18 protein-coding genes, 1 tRNA gene and 2 pseudogenes are annotated in these 18,665 nt (G+C 66.1%); 6 read left to right on the top strand and 15 right to left on the bottom strand.

Annotated elements, in window-relative coordinates:
- Nucleotides 1-97 precede the first annotated feature (97 nt).
- Nucleotides 98-301: a cold-shock protein gene (locus HDC95_RS03220; RefSeq protein WP_033104556.1), complete on the top strand. Its 204-nt coding sequence runs from the start codon at nt 98-100 to the stop codon at nt 299-301.
- A gap of 283 nt (nt 302-584) precedes the next feature.
- On the opposite strand, the gene HDC95_RS03215 is transcribed toward HDC95_RS03220, so the two are convergent.
- A complete protein-coding gene (locus tag HDC95_RS03215; RefSeq protein WP_259061728.1) occupies nt 585-764 on the bottom strand; it encodes a hypothetical protein in 180 nt (59 codons plus the stop codon).
- Nucleotides 765-768: 4 nt separating this feature from the next.
- Here HDC95_RS03215 and HDC95_RS03210 point away from each other — a divergent pair, with 4 nt between their 5' ends.
- Nucleotides 769-1,464 carry a M23 family metallopeptidase gene (locus HDC95_RS03210; protein WP_259061727.1) on the top strand — a complete coding sequence of 232 codons (696 nt, stop codon included), beginning with the start codon at nt 769-771 and terminating at the stop codon, nt 1,462-1,464.
- A gap of 15 nt (nt 1,465-1,479) precedes the next feature.
- On the opposite strand, the gene HDC95_RS03205 is transcribed toward HDC95_RS03210, so the two are convergent.
- The 6 genes and pseudogenes from HDC95_RS03205 to HDC95_RS03180 all read right to left on the bottom strand — a co-directional run bounded on the left by HDC95_RS03205 (nt 1,480) and on the right by HDC95_RS03180 (nt 10,359).
- The gene (locus HDC95_RS03205; protein ID WP_259061726.1) at nt 1,480-2,514 is read right to left on the bottom strand and encodes a DNA topoisomerase IB; all 1,035 of its coding nucleotides are present in this window, start codon (nt 2,512-2,514) and stop codon (nt 1,480-1,482) included.
- Between the two features lie 281 nt (nt 2,515-2,795).
- Nucleotides 2,796-4,010 (bottom strand): annotated as a pseudogene (locus tag HDC95_RS03200) (IS256 family transposase); the annotation flags it as partial.
- Between the two features lie 238 nt (nt 4,011-4,248).
- Nucleotides 4,249-6,465, bottom strand: coding sequence for a glycoside hydrolase family 3 C-terminal domain-containing protein (locus tag HDC95_RS03195; RefSeq protein WP_259061725.1), 2,217 nt, complete (start codon nt 6,463-6,465; stop codon nt 4,249-4,251).
- 26 nt (nt 6,466-6,491) lie between these two features.
- Nucleotides 6,492-7,904: an MFS transporter gene (locus HDC95_RS03190; protein WP_259061724.1), complete on the bottom strand. Its 1,413-nt coding sequence runs from the start codon at nt 7,902-7,904 to the stop codon at nt 6,492-6,494.
- Between the two features lie 47 nt (nt 7,905-7,951).
- Nucleotides 7,952-9,754 carry a sulfatase gene (locus HDC95_RS03185; RefSeq protein ID WP_259061723.1) on the bottom strand — a complete coding sequence of 601 codons (1,803 nt, stop codon included), beginning with the start codon at nt 9,752-9,754 and terminating at the stop codon, nt 7,952-7,954.
- Nucleotides 9,751-10,359: a PadR family transcriptional regulator gene (locus HDC95_RS03180; RefSeq protein WP_259061722.1), complete on the bottom strand. Its 609-nt coding sequence runs from the start codon at nt 10,357-10,359 to the stop codon at nt 9,751-9,753. The genes HDC95_RS03185 and HDC95_RS03180 overlap by 4 nt, the downstream gene beginning before the upstream one ends.
- A gap of 82 nt (nt 10,360-10,441) precedes the next feature.
- Between HDC95_RS03180 and HDC95_RS03175 the strand changes: the two genes are divergently transcribed.
- Genes HDC95_RS03175 through HDC95_RS03165 form a run of 3 tightly spaced genes read left to right on the top strand, consistent with a single transcriptional unit; the run spans nt 10,442 to nt 11,993 of the window.
- Complete coding sequence (locus tag HDC95_RS03175; protein ID WP_259061721.1) at nt 10,442-11,308, top strand: formylglycine-generating enzyme family protein; 867 nt, start codon at nt 10,442-10,444, stop codon at nt 11,306-11,308.
- A complete protein-coding gene (locus HDC95_RS03170; protein WP_259061720.1) occupies nt 11,305-11,664 on the top strand; it encodes a YidH family protein in 360 nt (119 codons plus the stop codon). Before HDC95_RS03175 ends, HDC95_RS03170 begins: the two co-directional genes overlap by 4 nt.
- Nucleotides 11,661-11,993, top strand: a complete 333-nt coding sequence (locus HDC95_RS03165; protein ID WP_259061719.1) for a DUF202 domain-containing protein — start codon at nt 11,661-11,663, stop codon at nt 11,991-11,993. Before HDC95_RS03170 ends, HDC95_RS03165 begins: the two co-directional genes overlap by 4 nt.
- A gap of 32 nt (nt 11,994-12,025) precedes the next feature.
- On the opposite strand, the gene HDC95_RS03160 is transcribed toward HDC95_RS03165, so the two are convergent.
- A complete protein-coding gene (locus HDC95_RS03160; protein ID WP_259062233.1) occupies nt 12,026-12,436 on the bottom strand; it encodes a hypothetical protein in 411 nt (136 codons plus the stop codon).
- Between HDC95_RS03160 and HDC95_RS03155 the strand changes: the two are divergent.
- Nucleotides 12,411-12,536: pseudogene (locus HDC95_RS03155) on the top strand (transposase); the annotation flags it as partial. The gene HDC95_RS03160 and the pseudogene HDC95_RS03155 overlap by 26 nt on opposite strands.
- Nucleotides 12,537-12,547: 11 nt before the next feature.
- Here the strand turns inward: HDC95_RS03155 and HDC95_RS03150 are convergent.
- The 7 genes from HDC95_RS03150 to HDC95_RS03120 all read right to left on the bottom strand — a co-directional run bounded on the left by HDC95_RS03150 (nt 12,548) and on the right by HDC95_RS03120 (nt 18,630).
- Entirely contained in the window at nt 12,548-12,691 is a 144-nt protein-coding gene (locus tag HDC95_RS03150; RefSeq protein ID WP_259062232.1) for a hypothetical protein, read from the bottom strand.
- A gap of 195 nt (nt 12,692-12,886) precedes the next feature.
- Nucleotides 12,887-12,958, bottom strand: a tRNA-Gln gene (locus HDC95_RS03145).
- 128 nt (nt 12,959-13,086) lie between these two features.
- The gene (gene gltX, locus HDC95_RS03140; RefSeq protein WP_259061718.1) at nt 13,087-14,592 is read right to left on the bottom strand and encodes a glutamate--tRNA ligase; all 1,506 of its coding nucleotides are present in this window, start codon (nt 14,590-14,592) and stop codon (nt 13,087-13,089) included.
- A gap of 12 nt (nt 14,593-14,604) precedes the next feature.
- Nucleotides 14,605-15,405, bottom strand: coding sequence for a class I SAM-dependent methyltransferase (locus HDC95_RS03135; protein ID WP_259061717.1), 801 nt, complete (start codon nt 15,403-15,405; stop codon nt 14,605-14,607).
- Nucleotides 15,402-16,649, bottom strand: a complete 1,248-nt coding sequence (locus HDC95_RS03130; protein WP_396652666.1) for an MFS transporter — start codon at nt 16,647-16,649, stop codon at nt 15,402-15,404. Before HDC95_RS03130 ends, HDC95_RS03135 begins: the two co-directional genes overlap by 4 nt.
- A gap of 2 nt (nt 16,650-16,651) precedes the next feature.
- Nucleotides 16,652-17,431, bottom strand: a complete 780-nt coding sequence (locus HDC95_RS03125) for a fumarylacetoacetate hydrolase family protein (protein WP_259061715.1) — start codon at nt 17,429-17,431, stop codon at nt 16,652-16,654.
- Nucleotides 17,432-17,535: 104 nt separating this feature from the next.
- Complete coding sequence (locus HDC95_RS03120; protein WP_259061714.1) at nt 17,536-18,630, bottom strand: branched-chain amino acid aminotransferase; 1,095 nt, start codon at nt 18,628-18,630, stop codon at nt 17,536-17,538.
- Nucleotides 18,631-18,665 lie beyond the last annotated feature (35 nt).

Raw genomic sequence — 18,665 nt, 5'->3', positions numbered from 1 at the left:
TCCGCCGTCGCACTGAGAGCCCCACAATCTGCCGAGCCGAACATCGTCGAGGCATTACGGGTCGAAGCTCGGCCCACGAACACAAAGGAAACACAGCATGGCCACTGGCACTGTCAAATGGTTCAACTCCGACAAGGGCTACGGCTTCATTGCTCCCGATGACGGATCTGCCGATGTCTTCGCGCACTTCAGCGCGATCCAGGGCAGCGGACACCGCAACCTCGAGGAAGCACAGAAGGTCGAGTTCGACACGGAGCAGGGCCCCAAGGGTCCCCAGGCGACGAACATCACCGCGCTCTGAATTAGAACACTCGAAGGCCTGATCCCCGCATCCCGGGGATCAGGCCTTCCTGCTGTCACCCGCGTCCCGTCACGGCACTCGATTTGACGACGCAACCATGCGCCGCATACATTACAGATCGGTAACGGTCTCGCCCGAAGGGATCGACGATGAGCAGAACGAGCCGTTCTGTACCGGAAGGATCCCTCACGACTTCAGTGCGACCCGAGCGCGCACCCGATTCCGCCTCGGCAGACCCAGATACCCTCAACGCATCTCGACCGCTCCTGCGGCGCGACATGCGTCAACGCTCGACCCCGGCTGACACGGCCCAGGAACGGACACCGCTCGAGACGACCGAGCCGCCCCACCGCGCAACACCTGCCGCACGCTCGGTCGCGACCTCGGCCGCACGCTCGGCCGCGGCCCCAGCAGCGACGACGCGACGCCCGACCCCACGCACCCGCCCCTGGGCGAGAGCCAAGGCCGTGGGAGCCGCTCTCTCTGTGGGCGCGATGATCGCCGGCGTAGCTCTCCCCTCCCTGAGCCCTGGTGCCGATCTGGTTGCGGCGACCACCGCCGCCGGCATCTCGACAACCATCGATGGTGACGCGCAGTCGTACAGATCCAACGATGAGATCCGCGCCGAGATCGCCCCGCGCGGCAACTTCTCCGCAACGACGCAGGAAGAGATCGACGAGACTCACTCTCGAGCGGTCGCCGCCGCTCTGGCCGCAGGGATGCCTCTCGGCAGCGCCGTCGAGATCCCCATCGCCGAGCAGGTCGTGATGCCGATGGTCGACGGAGCGTATTCGTTCACTGACGGCTTCGGGGCTTCACGACCAGGACGATCGCACCTCGGACAGGATTTCGCCGCCCCCATCGGCGCACCGATCAACGCTGCGATGGACGGCTGCGTCTCGCGCTCCACCGAAAGCTTCGAGGGATACGGGGTGACGATCCAGATCGAGAGCGTCATCGATGGCGAGGCCGTCAGCACCGTGTACTCGCACATGAACTACGGCACGCGCGCGGTACAGGTCGGCGACTGCGTCACGGCGGGCCAATACATCGGCGATGTCGGGGCGACGGGCTACGTCTTCGGGTCCTGCCTGCACTTCGAGGTGCATATCGACAGTGTCGCCGTGGACCCCATGTCGTGGCTCACCAGACACGTCGGCTGACGCCGTCGGAGACGCTCAGCGCTTGCGCAGCACCTTGAGCACGCATTGCTCCTCGACGGTCAGGTACTTGCGTGGGCGCATACGGCCCATCGCCCTGCGAACTTCAGGGATGGTCGCGCCGTCCTCGAAGGCCGTGAACACGCGCGGATCTATGTAGGAGTCCTTCGTCACCGTCGGGGTGTTGCCCAGGCGTTCCGCGACATCGGCAACGACGTCGCGGACAATGGCTGCATCCTCAGCATCTTCATCTTGCTCACTCGCCAGCAGTGCAGAGGTCGCGAGCAGAGTGCCACCCCAGGTGCGGAAGTCCTTCACGGAGAATTCGCTGCCCATGTGCTTCTTCACGTAGGCGTTCACCCGCTTGCTGTCGACGTCACGGATGATCCCGTCCTCGTCGAAGAAGCGGAAGATCTCGTGCCCAGGCATCTCGTTCAGCTGGCGGATGATGCGGACGATCTGCGGATCGCGCACCGTCTTGACATGCCGCTTCCCGCTCTTGCCGACGAAATCGAATGTGACCTTGCTCGAGGAGACGTCGGTGTGCTTGCGGCGCAGCGTCGTGATCCCGTAGTGGCTGTACTTGCGGGCATACTCAGGATTGCCGACACGGAAGAACTCCTGGTCGATGAGCTTGACGATGCATGCGACGACCTTGTCCTCGCTGATACGGCGCCTGCGCAGGTCATGCTCGACTTGCTTACGCAGACGCGGCAGACGTTCTGCGAACCGCAGGATGCGCGCGTACTTCTTCTTCTCCTGTCGGCGCCGGTACGCCGGGCTGTAGATGGCCTGTCGCCGACCTGCGTCATCGATACCGCGAGCGAGCACCTTGGCTGACGACGAACGCGCGATCTCGACATCGGTCCATGCCGGCGGGATCGCGAGTGCGTCGATCCTGGCGATCTCACGGGCGCTTGTAATCCGCCGCCCCGCCTCGCGGTAGATGGTGTCGTCGCCGTGCTGCTCACGGATGATGGACAAGCGTGACATGGGACCCTCACCGTTGATGACCGCTTCTTCGGATGCCGTCGCGCAGGTGTCGTGAACCACAGAAAACCCCCGCTGTCGCGAGGGATCTTCTGTGGCTGGGGTACCTGGACTCGAACCAAGAACAAAGGTTGGTCGTCGGGGTGACGACTCCCCCTTCGTGTTGCCGCATGATTCCGCCGATTTCCGCGGGTTTCATAGGCCCAGTGTACCGGCTGCCACGGGCGCAAACGGGCTGATTCTGAGGCGCTCAAGGAGTTTCTGGTCTCGTTTCTGGTCACGGCCAAGTGGCAATTCGCTGAGTGGTGGAGGTTCTCGACACCGTGCGAGTTCAACTGTTTGTGGCTATGCCGCAGCGAGTTCTGGGATGGCGATCTCCTCTTCGGTGACGTCAGGAGCTTCATGGAGTGCTCGCTGAAGTAGCGGCGGTCGGCGCCGTCCCATTCGTCGTGCTGCTCGATCAGGACGTGCCCTGCCAGGCGCAGGAGAGTTGCGGGGTTGGGGAAGGTGCCGACGATGTCCGTGCGGCGCTTGATCTCCTTGTTGACGCTTTCCAGGGGATTCATGGTCCAGATCTGTCGCCAGTGCTGTTGCGGGAATCCGCAGAACGCGAGGATGTCGTTCTTCGCGTCCTCGAGCATGTCGGCGATCTTCGGATGCGAGCGGGTGAGCATCCTGACGACCTCGTGGAACTGGGCGAAGACATGCTCGGTGTCGGGTTGCGCGAAGATCGTGCGGATGATCGATGCGACCATCGGCCCCGACGCCTTCGGGACGTTGGAGAGCACGTTGCGCATGAAATGCACCCTGCAGCTGCCAGGCAGCGCCGGCGAACACCGTCTCGATTGCGGAGACCAGCCCGGTGTGCGCGTCGGAGATGACGAGCTTCACCCCGCCGAGCCCGCGGGCCTTCAGGCTGCGCAGGAAGCTCGTCCAGAACGGCTGCGACTCGGTCTCTCCGACCTCGAAACCGAAACTTCACGGCGGCCGCGACACCGATCGCGACGACGACAGCTTGAGAGACGACCCGCCGGCCGACCCTTCCTTTGCAATAGGTCGCATCGAGGAACACATACGGATACGTGGTGTCGGCGAGGGGCCGGTCGCGGAACGCGACAACATCCTCGTCCAGGTTCGCGCAGATCCGCGACACCTCGGATTTGGAGATGCCGGTGTCCGCGCCGAGCGCTTTCACGAGGTCATCGACCTTGCGAGTGCTCACACCGTGAACATAGGCCTCCATGACCACCGCGAACACGGCCTTATCAACACGGCGGCGCCGCTCCAGCAACGACGGGAAGAAGGACCCTTGCCGCAGCCCCGGGAGCCGCAGCTCGAGATCCCCAGCCGTGGTCGTCAGGGTGCGCGGGCGGGTGCCATTGCGTTGCGTGGTCCGCGCCGGAGTGCGCTCGAACGGGGCGGCGCCGATGAACGCGGCCGCTTCCGCATCGATCAGCTCCTGATAGAGCGCTTCCGTCGCGACACGGATCCGGTCAGGTGATATCGGTGAGTTTCAGTTCCCCGAGGAGCTCGAGGAGGGCAGACTGGTCAAGAGCCATCGTGCGTTGCGTCCTTACGTTGAGATTCCTAGACAGTTCTCACTGACCATCGCACGATGGCTCACCACGTCAACGACGTGACACTCCGAGCTGAGAACTACACCACCCCATGGGACGTCACCGTTTGTCGCCGACTCCCGGGCGCGATGGGCTCGGCCGCGGTGGACGGATGAGACGCCGCGGCACGTTGGGAACTGACGGGTGGTGGGGGCGACGTGTCGCCCCCACCACCCGAGGGTCAGTCGGCGTTCGCTGCGGCGAGAAGCTGCTCGAGCTGCTCGCGTGTCGCTGATCCGCCGCTGAACGAGATCGTGCGTTCGATCGGGATGCTGGCCATCATTCGGGCCATGTCGGTGCCCATCGCATCTCCCTCAGGCAAGTCGGGCATCGGCATCGCCTGCGCGATCAGCGCGGCCGCCGTGGGGTTCGACAGAACCTCACCCATCGTTGACTCGAGAGTGAGGGGGAATGACACCTCGTCGCCGCCGAGCTCGACCTCGACGCTGGCGCGCAGATCACGGCTGGAAGATCCGAGCGTGACGACGTAGCGGCCCGATTCGAGGACGAATCGATCCAGGCGGATGTCCCAGTACTCGAGGTCGCGTCTGTCGATGTGGATCTCCACTTCGCGACGCTCGCCGGGCTCGAGGTCGACACTCGCGAAGCCAGCGAGCGCACGGGGGACGCGCACTTGAGCCGACTCGGGCACCGAGACGTACGCCTGCACGACCTCGCGACCTGCTCGTTGACCGGTATTGGTCACCTCGATTCCCACGACGATCCCATCGCCCTGCGCGCGCGCGGAGGCCGCGCCGTACTCGAACGTCGTGTAGGAGAGACCGTGCCCGAACGGGAACGCGACATCGAGGTCGCGCGCGTCGTACCAGCGGTAGCCGACGTGGAGGCCTTCGGCATAGCGCACGTGCTGGTGCTCGCCGGGGAAGTCCAGGTACGCGGGGGTGTCCTCGATCCGCAGCGGAACCGTCTCGGTGAGCTTGCCCGATGGACAGACGGCACCGAACAGGATGTCGGCGATCGCACCACCCCCTGCCTGGCCGAGCAGGTTGCCGTCGAGGATAGCCGCGGCGTGCGCGGCCACCTCACGAAGGTCGAGCGCGCCGCCGTGCGAGAGCACGACGACCGTGTTCGGCTGAGCCGCGGCGACCGCGGCCAGCAGTTCCCGCTGTTCGGCAGGAAGGTCGAGGTTCTCCCTGTCGAAGCCTTCGGATTCCTGTCGGGCGTCGAGGCCGAGGAAGACGACGGCGACATCGGCGGATGCCGCGGCGTCGACCGCTTCCGCGACCAGTGTCGACTGCGCGCCGCTCCCGTCGACGGTGAAGCCTGGCGCGAAGCCGACCTCGGCGTCTGGTGCGGCGGCGCGGATCTCTTCGAGCGGCACATCGACCCGCGTCGCGGTCACGTGCGAACTCCCGCCGCCCTGGTAGCGGGGTGTCTCGGCGAACGCGCCGATGACGGCAATCGATCCGGCCGGTGCGAGGGGCAGAAGGCCGGTCTCGTTCTTCAGCAGCACGATCGACCGCGCCGCGGCTTCACGGGCGAGGGCGTGGTGCTCGTCGCGATCGTATGTCGCTCCGATTTGAGCTGCTGCCGTCGCCGTGCGCGCGAGCGCTTCGACACGGGATGCCGCACGATCTACGACCGCCCGATCGACGACTCCGGCCTCGACGGCTGCGACGAGCGCGGCATCCGAGCCACCTCCGTCGAAGGGCATGGTGAGGTCGAGCCCGGCAGCGACTGCGGCAACGCGATCGCGGACGGCGCCCCAGTCGGACACGACGACACCGTCATAGCCCCACTCGTCACGCAGCACCTGCGTCAGCAGGAACGGATCTTCGGAGACCTGGACACCGTTGGCACGGTTGTAGGAGCACATGACGGTCCACGGCTTCGCGTCTTCGACCACGCGGCGGAAGCCGCGCAGGTATACCTCTCGCAGCGGACGCGGGTCGACATCGGAGCTAGCCCGCATGCGGTCGTGCTCCTGATTGTTCAGGGCGTAGTGTTTGAGCGACCCTCCGACGCCTCTGCTCTGCAGGCCCGAGACCCAGGCAGCACCGAGCGCACCGGACACATGGGGATCCTCGGACAGGTACTCGAAGTTGCGTCCGCCGAGCGGCGATCGCTTGATGTTGATGCCGGGCCCGAGGAGCACGTGCACATTCTCGGCCTGGCACTCGTCACCGAGCGCGGCGCCGACCCGGAAGATGAGCTCGGGGTCCCAGCTCTGGCCGAGTCCCGCCAGCGGCGGGAAACAGGTGGCGGGCACGCTGCTGCCGATCCCCAGATGATCGGCCGATCCGGTCTGCTTGCGCAGGCCGTGCGGTCCGTCCGTGACGAAGATGGCCGGGATGTCGCCGACCGCCTTGGTCGTCCAGAAGCTTCCGCCCGAGCTGAGGCTTGCAGCCTGGGCGAGAGTCAAGGTTTCGGAGGGCATGGTCGTTGTTTCCTTTCGGGTGAGAGTCACTGCTGGGCCCCGGCTTCCGCTTCAGCTTCGGCTTCGAGGATGCGCTCGCGGCGCGCGTCGAGCTCTGCCACCAGGGCGAGCCGGTCCTTCTTGAACGGCTGGTACAGCAGCGTCAGGAAGAGAGCGTTGAGGACCATGACACCGCAGACGAGCCACAGCATGACCGCCTGCAGACCGATGCTGTCGGCGAGGAAGCCTGCCGTCAGGGTCCAGATCGCGAAGCCTGCCGACTCGATGATCGAGACGAAGATCGCGAACGCGGCTCCACGCAGCTCCGGGGGAACGATCGCCATGACCAGCGGCCGATTCACGCCCGGGTTCAGCCCGATGGCAGCGCCGCTCAGACCGAACAGCACGAGGTACGGGGTGATCCCGCCATACGCGAACTGCGTGCTGAAGAAGGCCACGACGGCGAACAGCAGCTGCGCCGCCTGGAGCATCGCGACACGACCGTAGTTGACGCTCACCTTGTTGAGCCAGTCGGAAAGCAGTCCCCCTCCCATCGTGCCGACAAGGTAGCCGATGCCGAACGGTGCCATCGCCACGGCGGCGACCGCCACGTCGAACCCGAACTCGTTCACGAGCAGCACCACACCGAACGTCGGCAGAAGCAGGTGCGTGGAAAGCAGCCGGCTACCGAGGAGAACGAGGTAGCTACGGATGGTCACCAGCGAGCGGACCTTCGCCCACGTGATCTTCGAAGCCGCGTCGCGCTCCTCCTGCGTGAAGGTCCTCAGCTGGGCTTCGCCGCCACCTGTACCCGGGTCCTTGTAGAACGCGAAGATGAGGATGCCGAAGAAGACGTTGACCGCGCCGAAGAAGAAGAAGCCGTATCGCCAGCCATCCTCGATGTTGGCGAGGCTGCCGATGAGCGGTGCCATCAGGCTACCGACGGCGGCCGTGCCGCCGTACACCCAGCCCACGACGCGGCCGCGCTTCTTGTCCTCGAACGAGTCGCCGATGACCTCGGGCACGAGCACATGGGCGGCGGCGGTGCCGGCGGCCATGATGCCGTACAGGATGAGCAGCTGCGTGAAGTCCTGCGAGAGACCGGCGGCGACCGCCCAGATCCCCCAGAAGCCGGTCGCGACGGCGAGGATCGCCTTGCGCCCGAACTTCTTCGACAGGAACACCCACGCCGGGCCGGCGACGACACCGACGATGCGACCGACGGCCGCGAGGATGCCGAGCGCGCTCGTCGCGAGTCCGAGGGCCGCGGCTATGACCGGGAACAGCGTCGTGGCCATGCTGCCTTCACCGCCGTCGGCGACCATGGAGCCGCCGAGGATAACGAGGTTGGTCTTGCGGCGCGGGACGCCGCCCTTCTTGTCGAGGTCGCCATGCCGGATGGCGGCGGTCACCGTGGGCGCCGCGACGGGTGCCGGGTCGGTGGTGTTGTCGGTGGACATTCAGATCACTCCTTCGTGAGGTGACTTCGTGGGTGTGGAGGGGGTTGTCATCGGGCGGGTGAAGGCTCGGCGGCTTCGGTGAGCAGCTGAGCGAGACCGGCCAGGACCGGACGAGGAAGCAGGCCGACCATCATGGAGGCGATCTGAAGCAGCGTCATGCCCTCGATCATCCCGACCATCGGTCCATGGGCGAGCATGGGTGCCCGTTCGATAAGCACCGCGCGCGTTCCCTCGTGGGCGAGAAGTTCGCCCAGCGGCTGCTCGAGCACGACGCCGTCGGCGCCGAAGTCCTCGATGCGCGCTGCCTGCTCGAGGGAAGCCTGCAACATCGGCCACTGTCCGGCGATGAGGAGGTGCTCATCGCTCAACGGGCCGGATGCCGGGAGACCGAGCCGGTCAAATTGCTCGGCCGGAGCGTCAGAGGACACGAGGGTGTCGCGCAGCGCGGTCGCGAGGCGCAACTCGAGTTCGGCATCCTGCAGCGGGTTCTGCTGCTCGGGATCGGTCGCGAGGTCGAACAGTTGGGTGCCGAACGCGTAGGGGCTCACCCATGCGTGCGCAGGCGTCTTCAGCACCTTCAGTCCCTTGGTGAAGGGGAGGGGCTCGACGAGCTGCGCGTGCGCCAGCATCTGGTGCGGGAAGAACCCATTCATGACCGTCGGCATGAGGGTGTGTTCCGAAAGCGGCTGGTTCTGCGGTGTCGCCGACGCGCGCATGTACACGTAGCGACCGTCGGTGATGCACACGTGTCCGCCGAAGACACCGAACAGTCCGTACTCGCGTACCGGGGTGTCGTCTGCCATCACCGTCGCCAGTGACGAGCCCTGCATATCTTCGGTCGCACTGAGCCCGAAGAAGTCGAGCAGTGTGGGGCCGAAGTCGATTGTCTGCACGAGGGCCCCGCGGCGCTCGCCGGAGACCTGTGCGCGCGGGTCCCACACGAACAGCGGGTTGTGGATCGTCTCGTCATACCAGGGCTGGACGTTCTTTCCCCACCAGCCGTGCTCGCCCAGCATGAAGCCGTGGTCGGTGCACACGATGAGCATCGTGTCGCCCCACATGTCGTGCTCGTCCATCAGGTCCAAGATCCGACCGAGAGACTCATCGCACATCGTCAGTAGAGCTGCGTACTCGGCGCGTGCGTGCTCGACGGCTTCAGGGGTCTCGGTGACCTTCGCATAGTCGGGCCAGTCGAAGTGCGGCCCGTCGTACTGGGCTGCCCCGTAGTGGGTCTTGTATTCGGCGTAGCTGAAGAACGGCTCGTGCGGGTCGAACGTCTCGATCTGCACGAACCAGGAGTCATCGTCCTTGTTCGTCTCGATGAACTCGACGCCCGCGTCGAATGTCAGAGTCTGAGGGTGGTCGGCCCTGTCTTCAAGGTGAGCGCGGTTGACCCAGTCCTGCCGCCACAGCTTCGGCTTGACCTTCGCGCTCATCCCGAGGGCGTCGGGTATCTCGGGATCGGCCACCTGGCCCTTCCAGGGGTCACCTTCCTGGCCCCGGAAGAACTCGTACGTCGAGAATCGATTGTGATAAGTCGCTCCGCCGTCCTCCCAGTAGTGCTGGTGGTCGGTCGCCAGGTGGGTGTGCACGCCGGCGGCGGTCAGCATCGCCGGGACCGAATCATCGAACGGCTCGAGGGGACCCCACGACCGATGCAGGAAGTTGTAGCGACCGGTGTGCATCTCACGACGGGCCGGCATGCACGGCATAGATCCGCCGTAGCAATTCTCGAAGGTGACGGTGCGCGAGGCGAGGCGCACGAAATTGGGTGCGTGCACCCAGTCGCCGCCGTAATTCGGCAGCATCCGCCGGTTCAGGCTGTCGAACATGACCATGATGGCTCTCATGCGGTGTGCTCCTCGGAGTCGTGCCCGTTCCCGGTCTCGCGCGACGCGAGTTCGGCGGTGATCGTGGTGCGGATGCCGTCGAGCCAGTTCATCCAGCGGTCGACGGAGTCCGCCCCGAAGTAGTGCATCTGCTCGCCGTAGCGCTGGTAGCGGCCCGTGTCGAAGCCCTCGATCGGCTCAACGCCGACGAGTCCGCGCTTGCGAACTCGGCTGGCGGCGACCTGGGCTCGCCGATAGGCGAGCTCGTTCTCGACGACCCGCAGCGCTGCTTCGAGATCGAGGGCCACAGTGAAGGAGAAGCGGGTGTTGAAGTCGGCGTCCTGGAAGCGGCTCGTCGGCTCGTACGGCGAACGGATCCACGCCATCAGCACCTCCTGACCCACCTCGGTGATCCGGTAGACCTTTGCGTCGGGCTTGCCTTCGCGGGGATCGATCTCGTACTCGACCAGCCCGTTCTTCACCATCCGCGCGAGTTCTCGGTAGATCTGGCTGTGATGGGTGTTCGAACGAATGAACTGCCCCTCGACGTCGAACCACTTCATCAGCTCGTAGCCGTGGAAGGGCTTCGTCGCGAGAACCCCCAGCATCACGTTCTCGAACTTCATGTCGCCTCCTTGCGCTATGTGCAGTTGCACATATGTAACTAGTGTTATAGCCAACGATCAGATGCTGTGTCAAACTTTCGGTGTGAATCACATCAAACGGGGTGCCCCGATCCGCCCAGTTCCCGCTGGCAGCTACTTGCTGGGTGACGCGTTCGACGAGGGCTATCCTTTCGACGGCGAGGGGCCGCAACGTCACGTTGAGCTCGCCGAATTCGACATCGACGAGACGCCCGTCACCAACGCACAGTTCTCGGTTTTCGCAGACGAGACCGGGTATGTCACCGACGCCGAGCGCTACGGAGACTCGGCGGTGTTTCATCTCGCCGTCTCAGCCCCGCGCGACGGCGTGCTCGGCGCCGCAGCCGGAGCCCCCTGGTGGCTGCGGGTGCGGGGGGCGGACTGGAAGCATCCGGGCGGCGAGCTCTCCGACCTCTCCGACCTCGCCGACCATCCCGTCGTACACGTGTCCTGGACGGATGCTGCTGCCTACGCATCGTGGGCAGGACGCGCGCTCCCTACTGAGGCTCAGTGGGAGGCGGCCGCGCGCGGCGGCCTCGTCGCCGCGCGCTATGCGTGGGGCGACGAGTTGACGCCGGACGACCGGTGGATGTGCAACATCTGGCAGGGCCGTTTTCCCACGGCGAACACGAGGGAAGACGGGTGGCTTGCGACCTCGCCGGTGCGCACCTACCCGGCGAACGGTCTCGGCATCTACGACGTCGCGGGCAACGTGTGGGAATGGTGCGCCGACGCGTTCACCCCCACGCCACCCGAGCCGCCGGGGAGTCGCCCGCTGCCGATCGTGCACGAGGAGCGACGTGTCACTCGGGGCGGTTCGTACCTGTGCCACGATTCGTATTGCAACCGGTACCGCGTGGCCGCGCGCACCGGCAACACGCCTGACTCCACCACCGGCAACTGCGGATTCCGAACGGTGAGCGCGCTGTGAACCGCCGATTCCCTGCATCCGTCTTCTCTCGAGGGCAAGAGCCCGATGCGCGCTTCACGCTCGCGAACGAGCGCACGTATCTGGCCTGCATCCGCACCGCCCTCGCGTTTCTCGCGGGCGGTGTCGCGCTCGAGCTGCTGGGCCTCGAACTTCACCCCGGGCTGCGGCTCGCAGCATCCCTCGTGCTCATGGTCGTCGGAATGCTCGTCCCCGCGCTCGCCTGGATCGGATGGGCGCGTGCGGAGCGCGCACTCCGCGAGAACAAGCCTTTGCCCGCATCTCTTCTCGGCGCGACACTCGGCGTCGCCGTGACGATCGCGGGGCTCCTGCTCATCCTCGCGATCCTCCTGCGATGACCACGCCTTTCGATCCGGGCCTGCAACCCGAACGCACTGAACTCGCCTGGAGGCGCACCGCCCTCGCGATCGGCCTCGGATCGCTCGTCACCCTCCGACTGCTCCCCGCTGCGCTCGGCAGTCCTTGGTGGGTTCTGGTCGGGGTGCTCGGACTGCTCGTCGCCGTCACGCTCTGGGTGGCAGGTCGACGACGCATGCAATACGTGAACGCCGTGCTGGCCAGCCACGGCGACAGGGGACGGATGCCGGGGGCCGGCCCGCTCGCCGCCCTCGCGCTGTTCGTATTCGCCACAGCGGCCCTGGCGACAGCCGTCGTGCTCCTGGCCTGAGCGCCGCTGGATCGAGGGTGCCTTCGCGTCCGCTACCCCATGGCGCGCATCGGGTGGATGCCGCGTGCGGCGTAATCGTCGAGAACGTCCTGCCACGGGATCACGTCGTGTGCTCGAGCCCACCCCTCATACTCAGAGGCGAGCTCAGCCACCAGGCCGGGATACGACTCCGCCAGGTCGACTGATTCGATCCGGTCGCTGGCGATGTCGTAGAGCTCCCACGGCCCTCCCCACTGTCGCACCAACTTGAAATCACCACGGCGTATCGCGGCGTTGCCGACGTGCTCCCAGTACAGTGTGCGCTCGCCCGCGTCCTCACCCCCCACCTGCCACACCGGCAACAGGCTCTCGCCGTCGAAGGCATCACCGCCGAGCCCGAGCCCGTCCGCGCCCGCGCTGTCCAGCGCGCCGAGCACCCATGCCGGTCTGAAGGCTGCGGTCAAGGCGATCCTGCCCGGGAGCGGGTGGCAAAGATGCCGGGTTCATATCGCCCGCAACGTCACCCAGAAGCTCGGGTCAGCCCGCTCCAAGCCCGTCAACGCGCATGAACCGAGTTACACCACGAGAAGGGACTTGACCGCGTCGATATCGGCCTGCACGACCCACTGGCGCAGCGACTCCGTGCCTACGCCCTCCTGGCGGGCGACGGCCGCGGTCTGAGTCTTGAACCCGGGAGTGCCGACCGTCGATGCGTCCATGCACACAAGGTGCGCCGGATTATTCCGGGGCAGCCGGTACGCCACCGTGCGCCCGCGTGGGAACCGGGACGAACCTACTCCGCGAAGACGCTCGCGCGAGTATTCGGTCTCGTTTCTGGTCTCCGGGCCCTTCAGGCCTATCGGTGACCCTCTGACGAGGAGGGATTCTGTGGCGGAATCCTGCGGGATTCACTGCTGGGGTACCTGGACTCGAACCAAGAACAACGGTACCAGAAACCGCCGTGTTGCCAATTACACCATACCCCAAGGGCGAAACCTGAGCCTCGCACCGAGGTACTACTCTACCCGATCCGGACGTTGCGGCCAAAACGCCTCCGCCTCCTGCGACCGCCCGGGCGAGTCGATCGGCTCAGATCTCGACGCGCCCGTCCTGCCTATGAGCGAAGAATCTGTACCAGCGTTGCGAGGCGCTGCATTGTGGCGTCCTTGCCGATCAGTTCCATCGATTCGAACAGCGGCGGTGAGACGCGGCGCCCTGTGATCGCGACGCGTGGCGGGCCGTAGGCCACTCGCGGCTTGAGCTCGAGATTCTCGACCAGCGCGGTCGCGAGAGCATCCTGGATCTTCTCCGGAGAGAAATCTGTAACCGGCTCGAGAGCCGTGATGCACGCCTCGAGCACCTCTGCGGCGTTCGCGGGCAGGCCCTTGAGCGCGTCCGCATCGTACGAGATCTCGTCGGTGAACAAGAAGCCGAGCATGCCGGGAACCTCACCGAGAAGCTGCACGCGCTCCTGCACCAGCGGCGCCGCTCTGAACGCGAGAACCAGCTGTTCATGGGTCGGCTCATCAAACGATCCTGCCGCGGCCAGGTAAGGAATGGTCCGCTCGGCGAAGTCCTTCACATCCAGCATCCGGATGTGGTCGCCGTTGATCGACTCGGCCTTCTTCTGGTCGAAGCGCGCAGGGTTCGGGTTGACATTCTCGATGTCGAACGCCGCGATGAACTCGTCCAGCGAGAAGATGTCGCGGTCCGGTCCGATCGACCAGCCCAGCAGCGCCAGATAGTTGAGCAGCCCCTCGTGGATGAACCCGCGCTCGCGGTGCAGGAACAGGTCGGCCTGCGGGTCGCGCTTGGAGAGCTTCTTGTTGCCGGTCTCCCCCAGCACCAGCGGCATATGCGCGAAACGCGGCACGAACGTCGTGACACCCGCATCGATCAGCGCGGCATACAACGCCAACTGACGCGCCGTCGACGGCATCAGATCTTCACCACGCAGCACATGCGTGATCCCCATCAGCGCATCGTCGACAGGGTTCACGAACGTATACAACGGCACGCCGTTCGGACGCACGACCACGAAATCAGGGAACGACCCGGCCGGGAACGTCACCTCGCCGCGGATCAGATCGACATACGTCAGATCCTCATCCGGCACACGCAGACGCAGCGCCGGCTGACGGCCCTCCTCACGGAACGCCGCCTTCTGCTCATCGCTGAGGTCGCGGTCGAAATTGTCGTAACCGAGCTGCTTCGCCCGCCCGTTCGCCTCGTTGCGCGCGTCGATCTCCTCCGCGTTCGAGTAACTCTCATACAGCGCACCCGACGCGAGGAGCTTCTCGATCACTCCACGATAGATGTCGTGACGCTGCGACTGACGATACGGCTCATGCGGCCCACCGACCTGCACACCCTCATCCCAGTCGATCTTCAACCAGGTGAGCGCGTCGACGAGCTGCTGGAAGCTCTCCTCGCTGTCACGCGCCGCATCGGTATCCTCGATACGGAAGATGAGCTTGCCACCATTGTGACGCGCATACGCCCAGTTGTAGAGAGCGGTGCGCACCATCCCCACATGCGGCAGGCCTGTCGGCGAAGGGCAGAAGCGGACGCGGACGTCGGCACCTGAAGCGGTCGTGGTGAGGGGATGCGGGGTAGCCATAGCCCCTCAATCCTACGCGTGCGTCCGGCCTGCGCCTGTCCGCTCATCGAGCGCGGCTGAGGCCACCGCGGCGGTGTGATCGAGCGCGACGGTGCCACCGTCCCCGTGCTCCTCGCACAGCTGATCGAATGCCCGAGCGAACTTCCCCCGTTCGGCCGCGTCGAGCGACAGATAGAACGCGCCGGCCGACGCCACTCCGCCCTCGGCGGATCGCCAGAGCTCGTCGGTCGTGGCGCGCCAAGTCCAGCTGAGCTCGGCGACAGCGACCGAGGGCCATCCGCCGTCTGCCATCATCCGACCGAATGCCGCAGGGGTGCGCTCGAAGTCCTTCTCCGGCGCCAATCCTCCGGCCGGCGTCGCCACGAGGCCCGCACGCTGGCACACGCTCCGCCAGAACCACGACGGCGACACGACCCAGGTCGTCGCGATCAGTACCCCACCGGGAACCACGACGCGGGCGAGCTCGCGCGCAGCCTCTCTCGGGTCTGATACGTGGTTGAGGACAAAATTCGCGGTGACAGCGTCGAATGCCGCATCGGCGAAAGGCAACGAAGGCAGCGCCCCGTCGACGAGGGACACTCGCGGATGCTCCCGTGCAGCGACCGCACGCATCGTGGATTCCGGTTCGCACGCGGTGACGGTCCACCCCGCGCCCATCAGGCGTGCCGCAAGCGTCCCTGTGCCTGAGCCGACGTCCAGCAGTCGACGGCCTTCAGCAGCGCCCAGCCGTCTGAGGAGATCGTCATGAGTCCCGGCGCAGAGGGAGGCGTACGAAGCGGCATACGCCTCGCCGACGCCTTCCCATGCCTTCACACCCTGGTCCGCCCGAGCGGTGCCAGCGCCACGATGACGAGCACGAGGACAGATGCCGCGATCCCCAGCCCTGCGTACTGGAAATTCGACAGCACCACACCCGCCAGCACGGCGCCGGCCGCGGCGGACAAGCTCATGAGCGAGTCGCTGCGTCCCTGGCGACGTGTGCGCAGCTCAGGCGCGCTCGCCTCCGTGAGCAGCGCGGCGCCGGCGACCGTGGCGGCGCTCCAGCCGAGGCCGAGCAGGATCAGCGCGACCATCACGCCCCATGCCTGGTCGTTCACGAAGACGGCGAAGGCGAGAGATCCGACGAACAGCGCCTGACCGAGCATCACCACGCGCAACCGCCCCCAGCGGTCGGCGAGGATTCCGAAGATCGGTGACAGGCCGTACATACCCGCGACGTGCAGGGCGATGGTGAAGCCGACCAGCAGTGAGACGTCAGCGTTCGACGCGTGCCCTGCATGCACCGAGTGCGCCATGTGCGACAGGTGCACCGGTGTCATCGCCATCACGGAGGCCATGACGACATGCGACCCTGCGATCGCGAAGATCGCGTAGCGAGCGACGGTCGGCTGATCCGGCACGACCAGAGGCGCGGACAGCGATGCTGCGGCGTCCTTGGCGAGTCGCTGCGCGGTGAGCAGCGGATCCGGGCGCAGGGCGACGACGTACAGGATGAATGCGGCTGTCTGCGCGATCAGCGAGAAGAGGTATGCCCCGGTCTGCGGCGGCATGCCGACCGTCTGCCCGACGATCTCGCCGGGTCCGAGCAGCAGCGGACCTGTGACTCCCCCGATCGTGGTCGCCCAGACCACCACCGACAGGTCGCGTCCGCGATGCTGCGGCGCAGCGAGGTCGGTCGCCGCGAATCGGGACTGCAGGTTGCCCGCGTTGCCGGCGCCGATCATCAGGATGCCGACCAGCAGCAGAGGGAAGATGCGCAGCGCCGCAGCGAGGATGACGACGCAGATGCCGATCAGTGCGAACAGGTTGCCGAGAGTCAGAGCTCGTCGGCGTCCCACCCGGCTCGCGAGCCGCGCGAGGGGGATCGCGCACAGTGCAGCACCCAGCGTGACCGCTGCCGTCGCCAACCCCGACAGTGCATCGTCACCGGACAGGTCGGCCGCGAGCAATGCACCGAGCGAGACAGTGGCCCCGAAGGCGATACCGCCGAGCACCTGGCCGAGCGACAGCACGAGCACCGTGCGCCGCTGCACCGCCGCCTGGTCGACGGCCGGCATGGTCATCCTGCCACTGGCAGCGCGTCGCGCACGGAGTTGCGCAGGATGCCGAGACCCGTGACCTCGACCTCGACCGTGTCACCGGCCGCGAACGGGCCGACGCCAGCGGGGGTGCCGGTGAGGATGACGTCGCCGGGCAGCAGCGTGAACACGGCAGAGGCGTACTCGATGATCGCCGGTACCGAGTGGATCATGTCGCTCAGCGGCGCATGCTGGCGGACTTCGCCGTTGACGCGGGTCTCGATCGTGGCATCCGCCTGATCGAAATCGGTCTCGATGACGGGACCGAGCGGGCAGAACGTGTCGAAGCCCTTCCCGCGCGTCCACTGACCGTCCTTCTTCTGAAGGTCGCGGGCGGTGACGTCGTTGCCCACCGTGTACCCGAACACGTAGTCGAGCGCGTTCTCGGCCTTGACGTTCTTCGCGATGCGTCCGATGACGACAGCGAGCTCGCCCTCGTGCTCCGTGCGCTCGGACGATGTCGGACGCACGATCGTGTCGCCTGGGCCGATCACCGACGTGTTGGGCTTCAGGAACAGCAGCGGTTCTTCTGGTGCCACTCCCCCCATCTCGGCGGCATGGTCATGGTAATTCTTGCCCACGCAGACCACCTTCGACCGCGGGATCACCGGTGCGAGCAGCGCGGCATCCGACAGCGGAACGCGCTCGCCGGTGGTCTCGTATCCCGCGAACATCGGGTCTCCGGCGAGGACGACGAGCTCCTGCTCGTCGACGATGCCGTAGCGGATGGCGTCATTGTGGCTGAACCGAGCGATCTTCACCGCTCCAGCCTAGCGACGCCGACCGACGAAACAGGAGTTGCCGCACGAAACAGGCCGTGGCAGGCCAAGTCTCGTGCGGCAACTCCTGTTTCGGTCAGCGGAAGTCAGGCGTCCAGGCGCAGAAGCCAGTTGTGCTTGTCCTCGCGGCGGCCGTACTGGATGTCGGTGAGCTCTTCACGCAGCGACAGGGCGAGGTCGCCGGTGGGCTGGACGTCCTCGAAGTTCGCGGTGACCAGCGCGCCGATCGGTGTGACGACCGCGGCCGTGCCGCAGGCGAACACCTCGACGATGTCACCGGATGCGACGCCGTCGCGCCACTCCTGCAGCGACACCGGACGACTCTCGACCGTATGGCCGCGGTCCTCGGCGAGCTGCAGCAGGGAGTTGCGCGTGATGCCCTCCAGGATGCTGTCCGACTCCGGTGTCACGATTCGTCCGTCCTTGAAGACGAATACGACGTTCATTCCGCCGAGTTCCTCGACGTTGCCGTCCTGGTCGAGGAAGACGACCTGGTCGCAGCCCTTGTCGTAGGCTTCGGCCTGCGGCAGAAGGCTGGACGCGTAGTTGCCTCCGGTCTTCGCCGCACCTGTACCTCCCCTGCCCGCACGGGCGTGCGTCTCGGACAGCCAGATGCGCACGGGCTTCACGCCGCCCTTGAAGTACGACCCGGCAGGACTCGCGATCACGTAGTACGCGACCTTCTGGGCTGGGCGCACGCCGAGGAACGCCTCCTTCGCGAACATGAACGGACGCAGGTAGAGGCTCTGGTCCTCCCCCGACGGCACCCACTCTCCATCGACCGCGACGAGCTCGCGGAGCGACTGGATGAAGTAGTCGGCGGGCAGTTCCGGGAGCGCCATGCGCCGGGCGCTGCGCTGCAGACGCGCCGCATTCTGGTCGGGGCGGAAAGTGTGGATCGAGCCGTCAGCGTGTCGGTACGCCTTGATGCCCTCGAAGATCTCCTGACCGTAGTGCAGAACCGCGGCGGCGGGGTCGAGTGAGATCGGACCATAGGGCTGCACGCGCGGGCGATGCCATCCTCCGCGAGCCGACCAGCAGATGTCGACCATGTGGTCGGTGAAGATCGTGCCGAAACCCGGATTCGTCAGGGCTTCGTCGCGCTGCGCCGTGGAGCGCGCAGTGAGGTTCTTGGTCACGGAGAACTCGAGAGGAGCGAGTTCGGTCTCGGTCGTTGTCATGTCACATCCTGCGTTCGTTGCGGGCGGCGTTCGCG

The organism is Microbacterium sp. AK031, from assembly GCF_024807145.1.
Lineage (GTDB): Bacteria > Actinomycetota > Actinomycetes > Actinomycetales > Microbacteriaceae > Microbacterium.
Note: the sequence above shows the minus strand (reverse complement) of the source record. Positions and strands in the feature narration are given on the sequence as shown.

Bases quoted from the DNA above. Each gene is read 5' to 3' on its own strand.
- HDC95_RS03165 (WP_259061719.1), top strand. From the start codon at position 11,661: ATGACCACGCCTTTCGATCCGGGCCTGCAACCCGAACGCACTGAACTC.
- HDC95_RS03150 (WP_259062232.1), bottom strand. From the start codon at position 12,691: ATGGACGCATCGACGGTCGGCACTCCCGGGTTCAAGACTCAGACCGCG.
- HDC95_RS03190 (WP_259061724.1), bottom strand. From the start codon at position 7,904: ATGTCCACCGACAACACCACCGACCCGGCACCCGTCGCGGCGCCCACG.
- gltX (WP_259061718.1), bottom strand. From the start codon at position 14,592: ATGGCTACCCCGCATCCCCTCACCACGACCGCTTCAGGTGCCGACGTC.
- HDC95_RS03130 (WP_396652666.1), bottom strand. From the start codon at position 16,649: ATGCCGGCCGTCGACCAGGCGGCGGTGCAGCGGCGCACGGTGCTCGTG.
- HDC95_RS03185 (WP_259061723.1), bottom strand. From the start codon at position 9,754: ATGAGAGCCATCATGGTCATGTTCGACAGCCTGAACCGGCGGATGCTG.
- HDC95_RS03195 (WP_259061725.1), bottom strand. From the start codon at position 6,465: ATGCCCTCCGAAACCTTGACTCTCGCCCAGGCTGCAAGCCTCAGCTCG.
- HDC95_RS03180 (WP_259061722.1), bottom strand. From the start codon at position 10,359: ATGAAGTTCGAGAACGTGATGCTGGGGGTTCTCGCGACGAAGCCCTTC.
- HDC95_RS03220 (WP_033104556.1), top strand. From the start codon at position 98: ATGGCCACTGGCACTGTCAAATGGTTCAACTCCGACAAGGGCTACGGC.
- HDC95_RS03120 (WP_259061714.1), bottom strand. From the start codon at position 18,630: ATGACAACGACCGAGACCGAACTCGCTCCTCTCGAGTTCTCCGTGACC.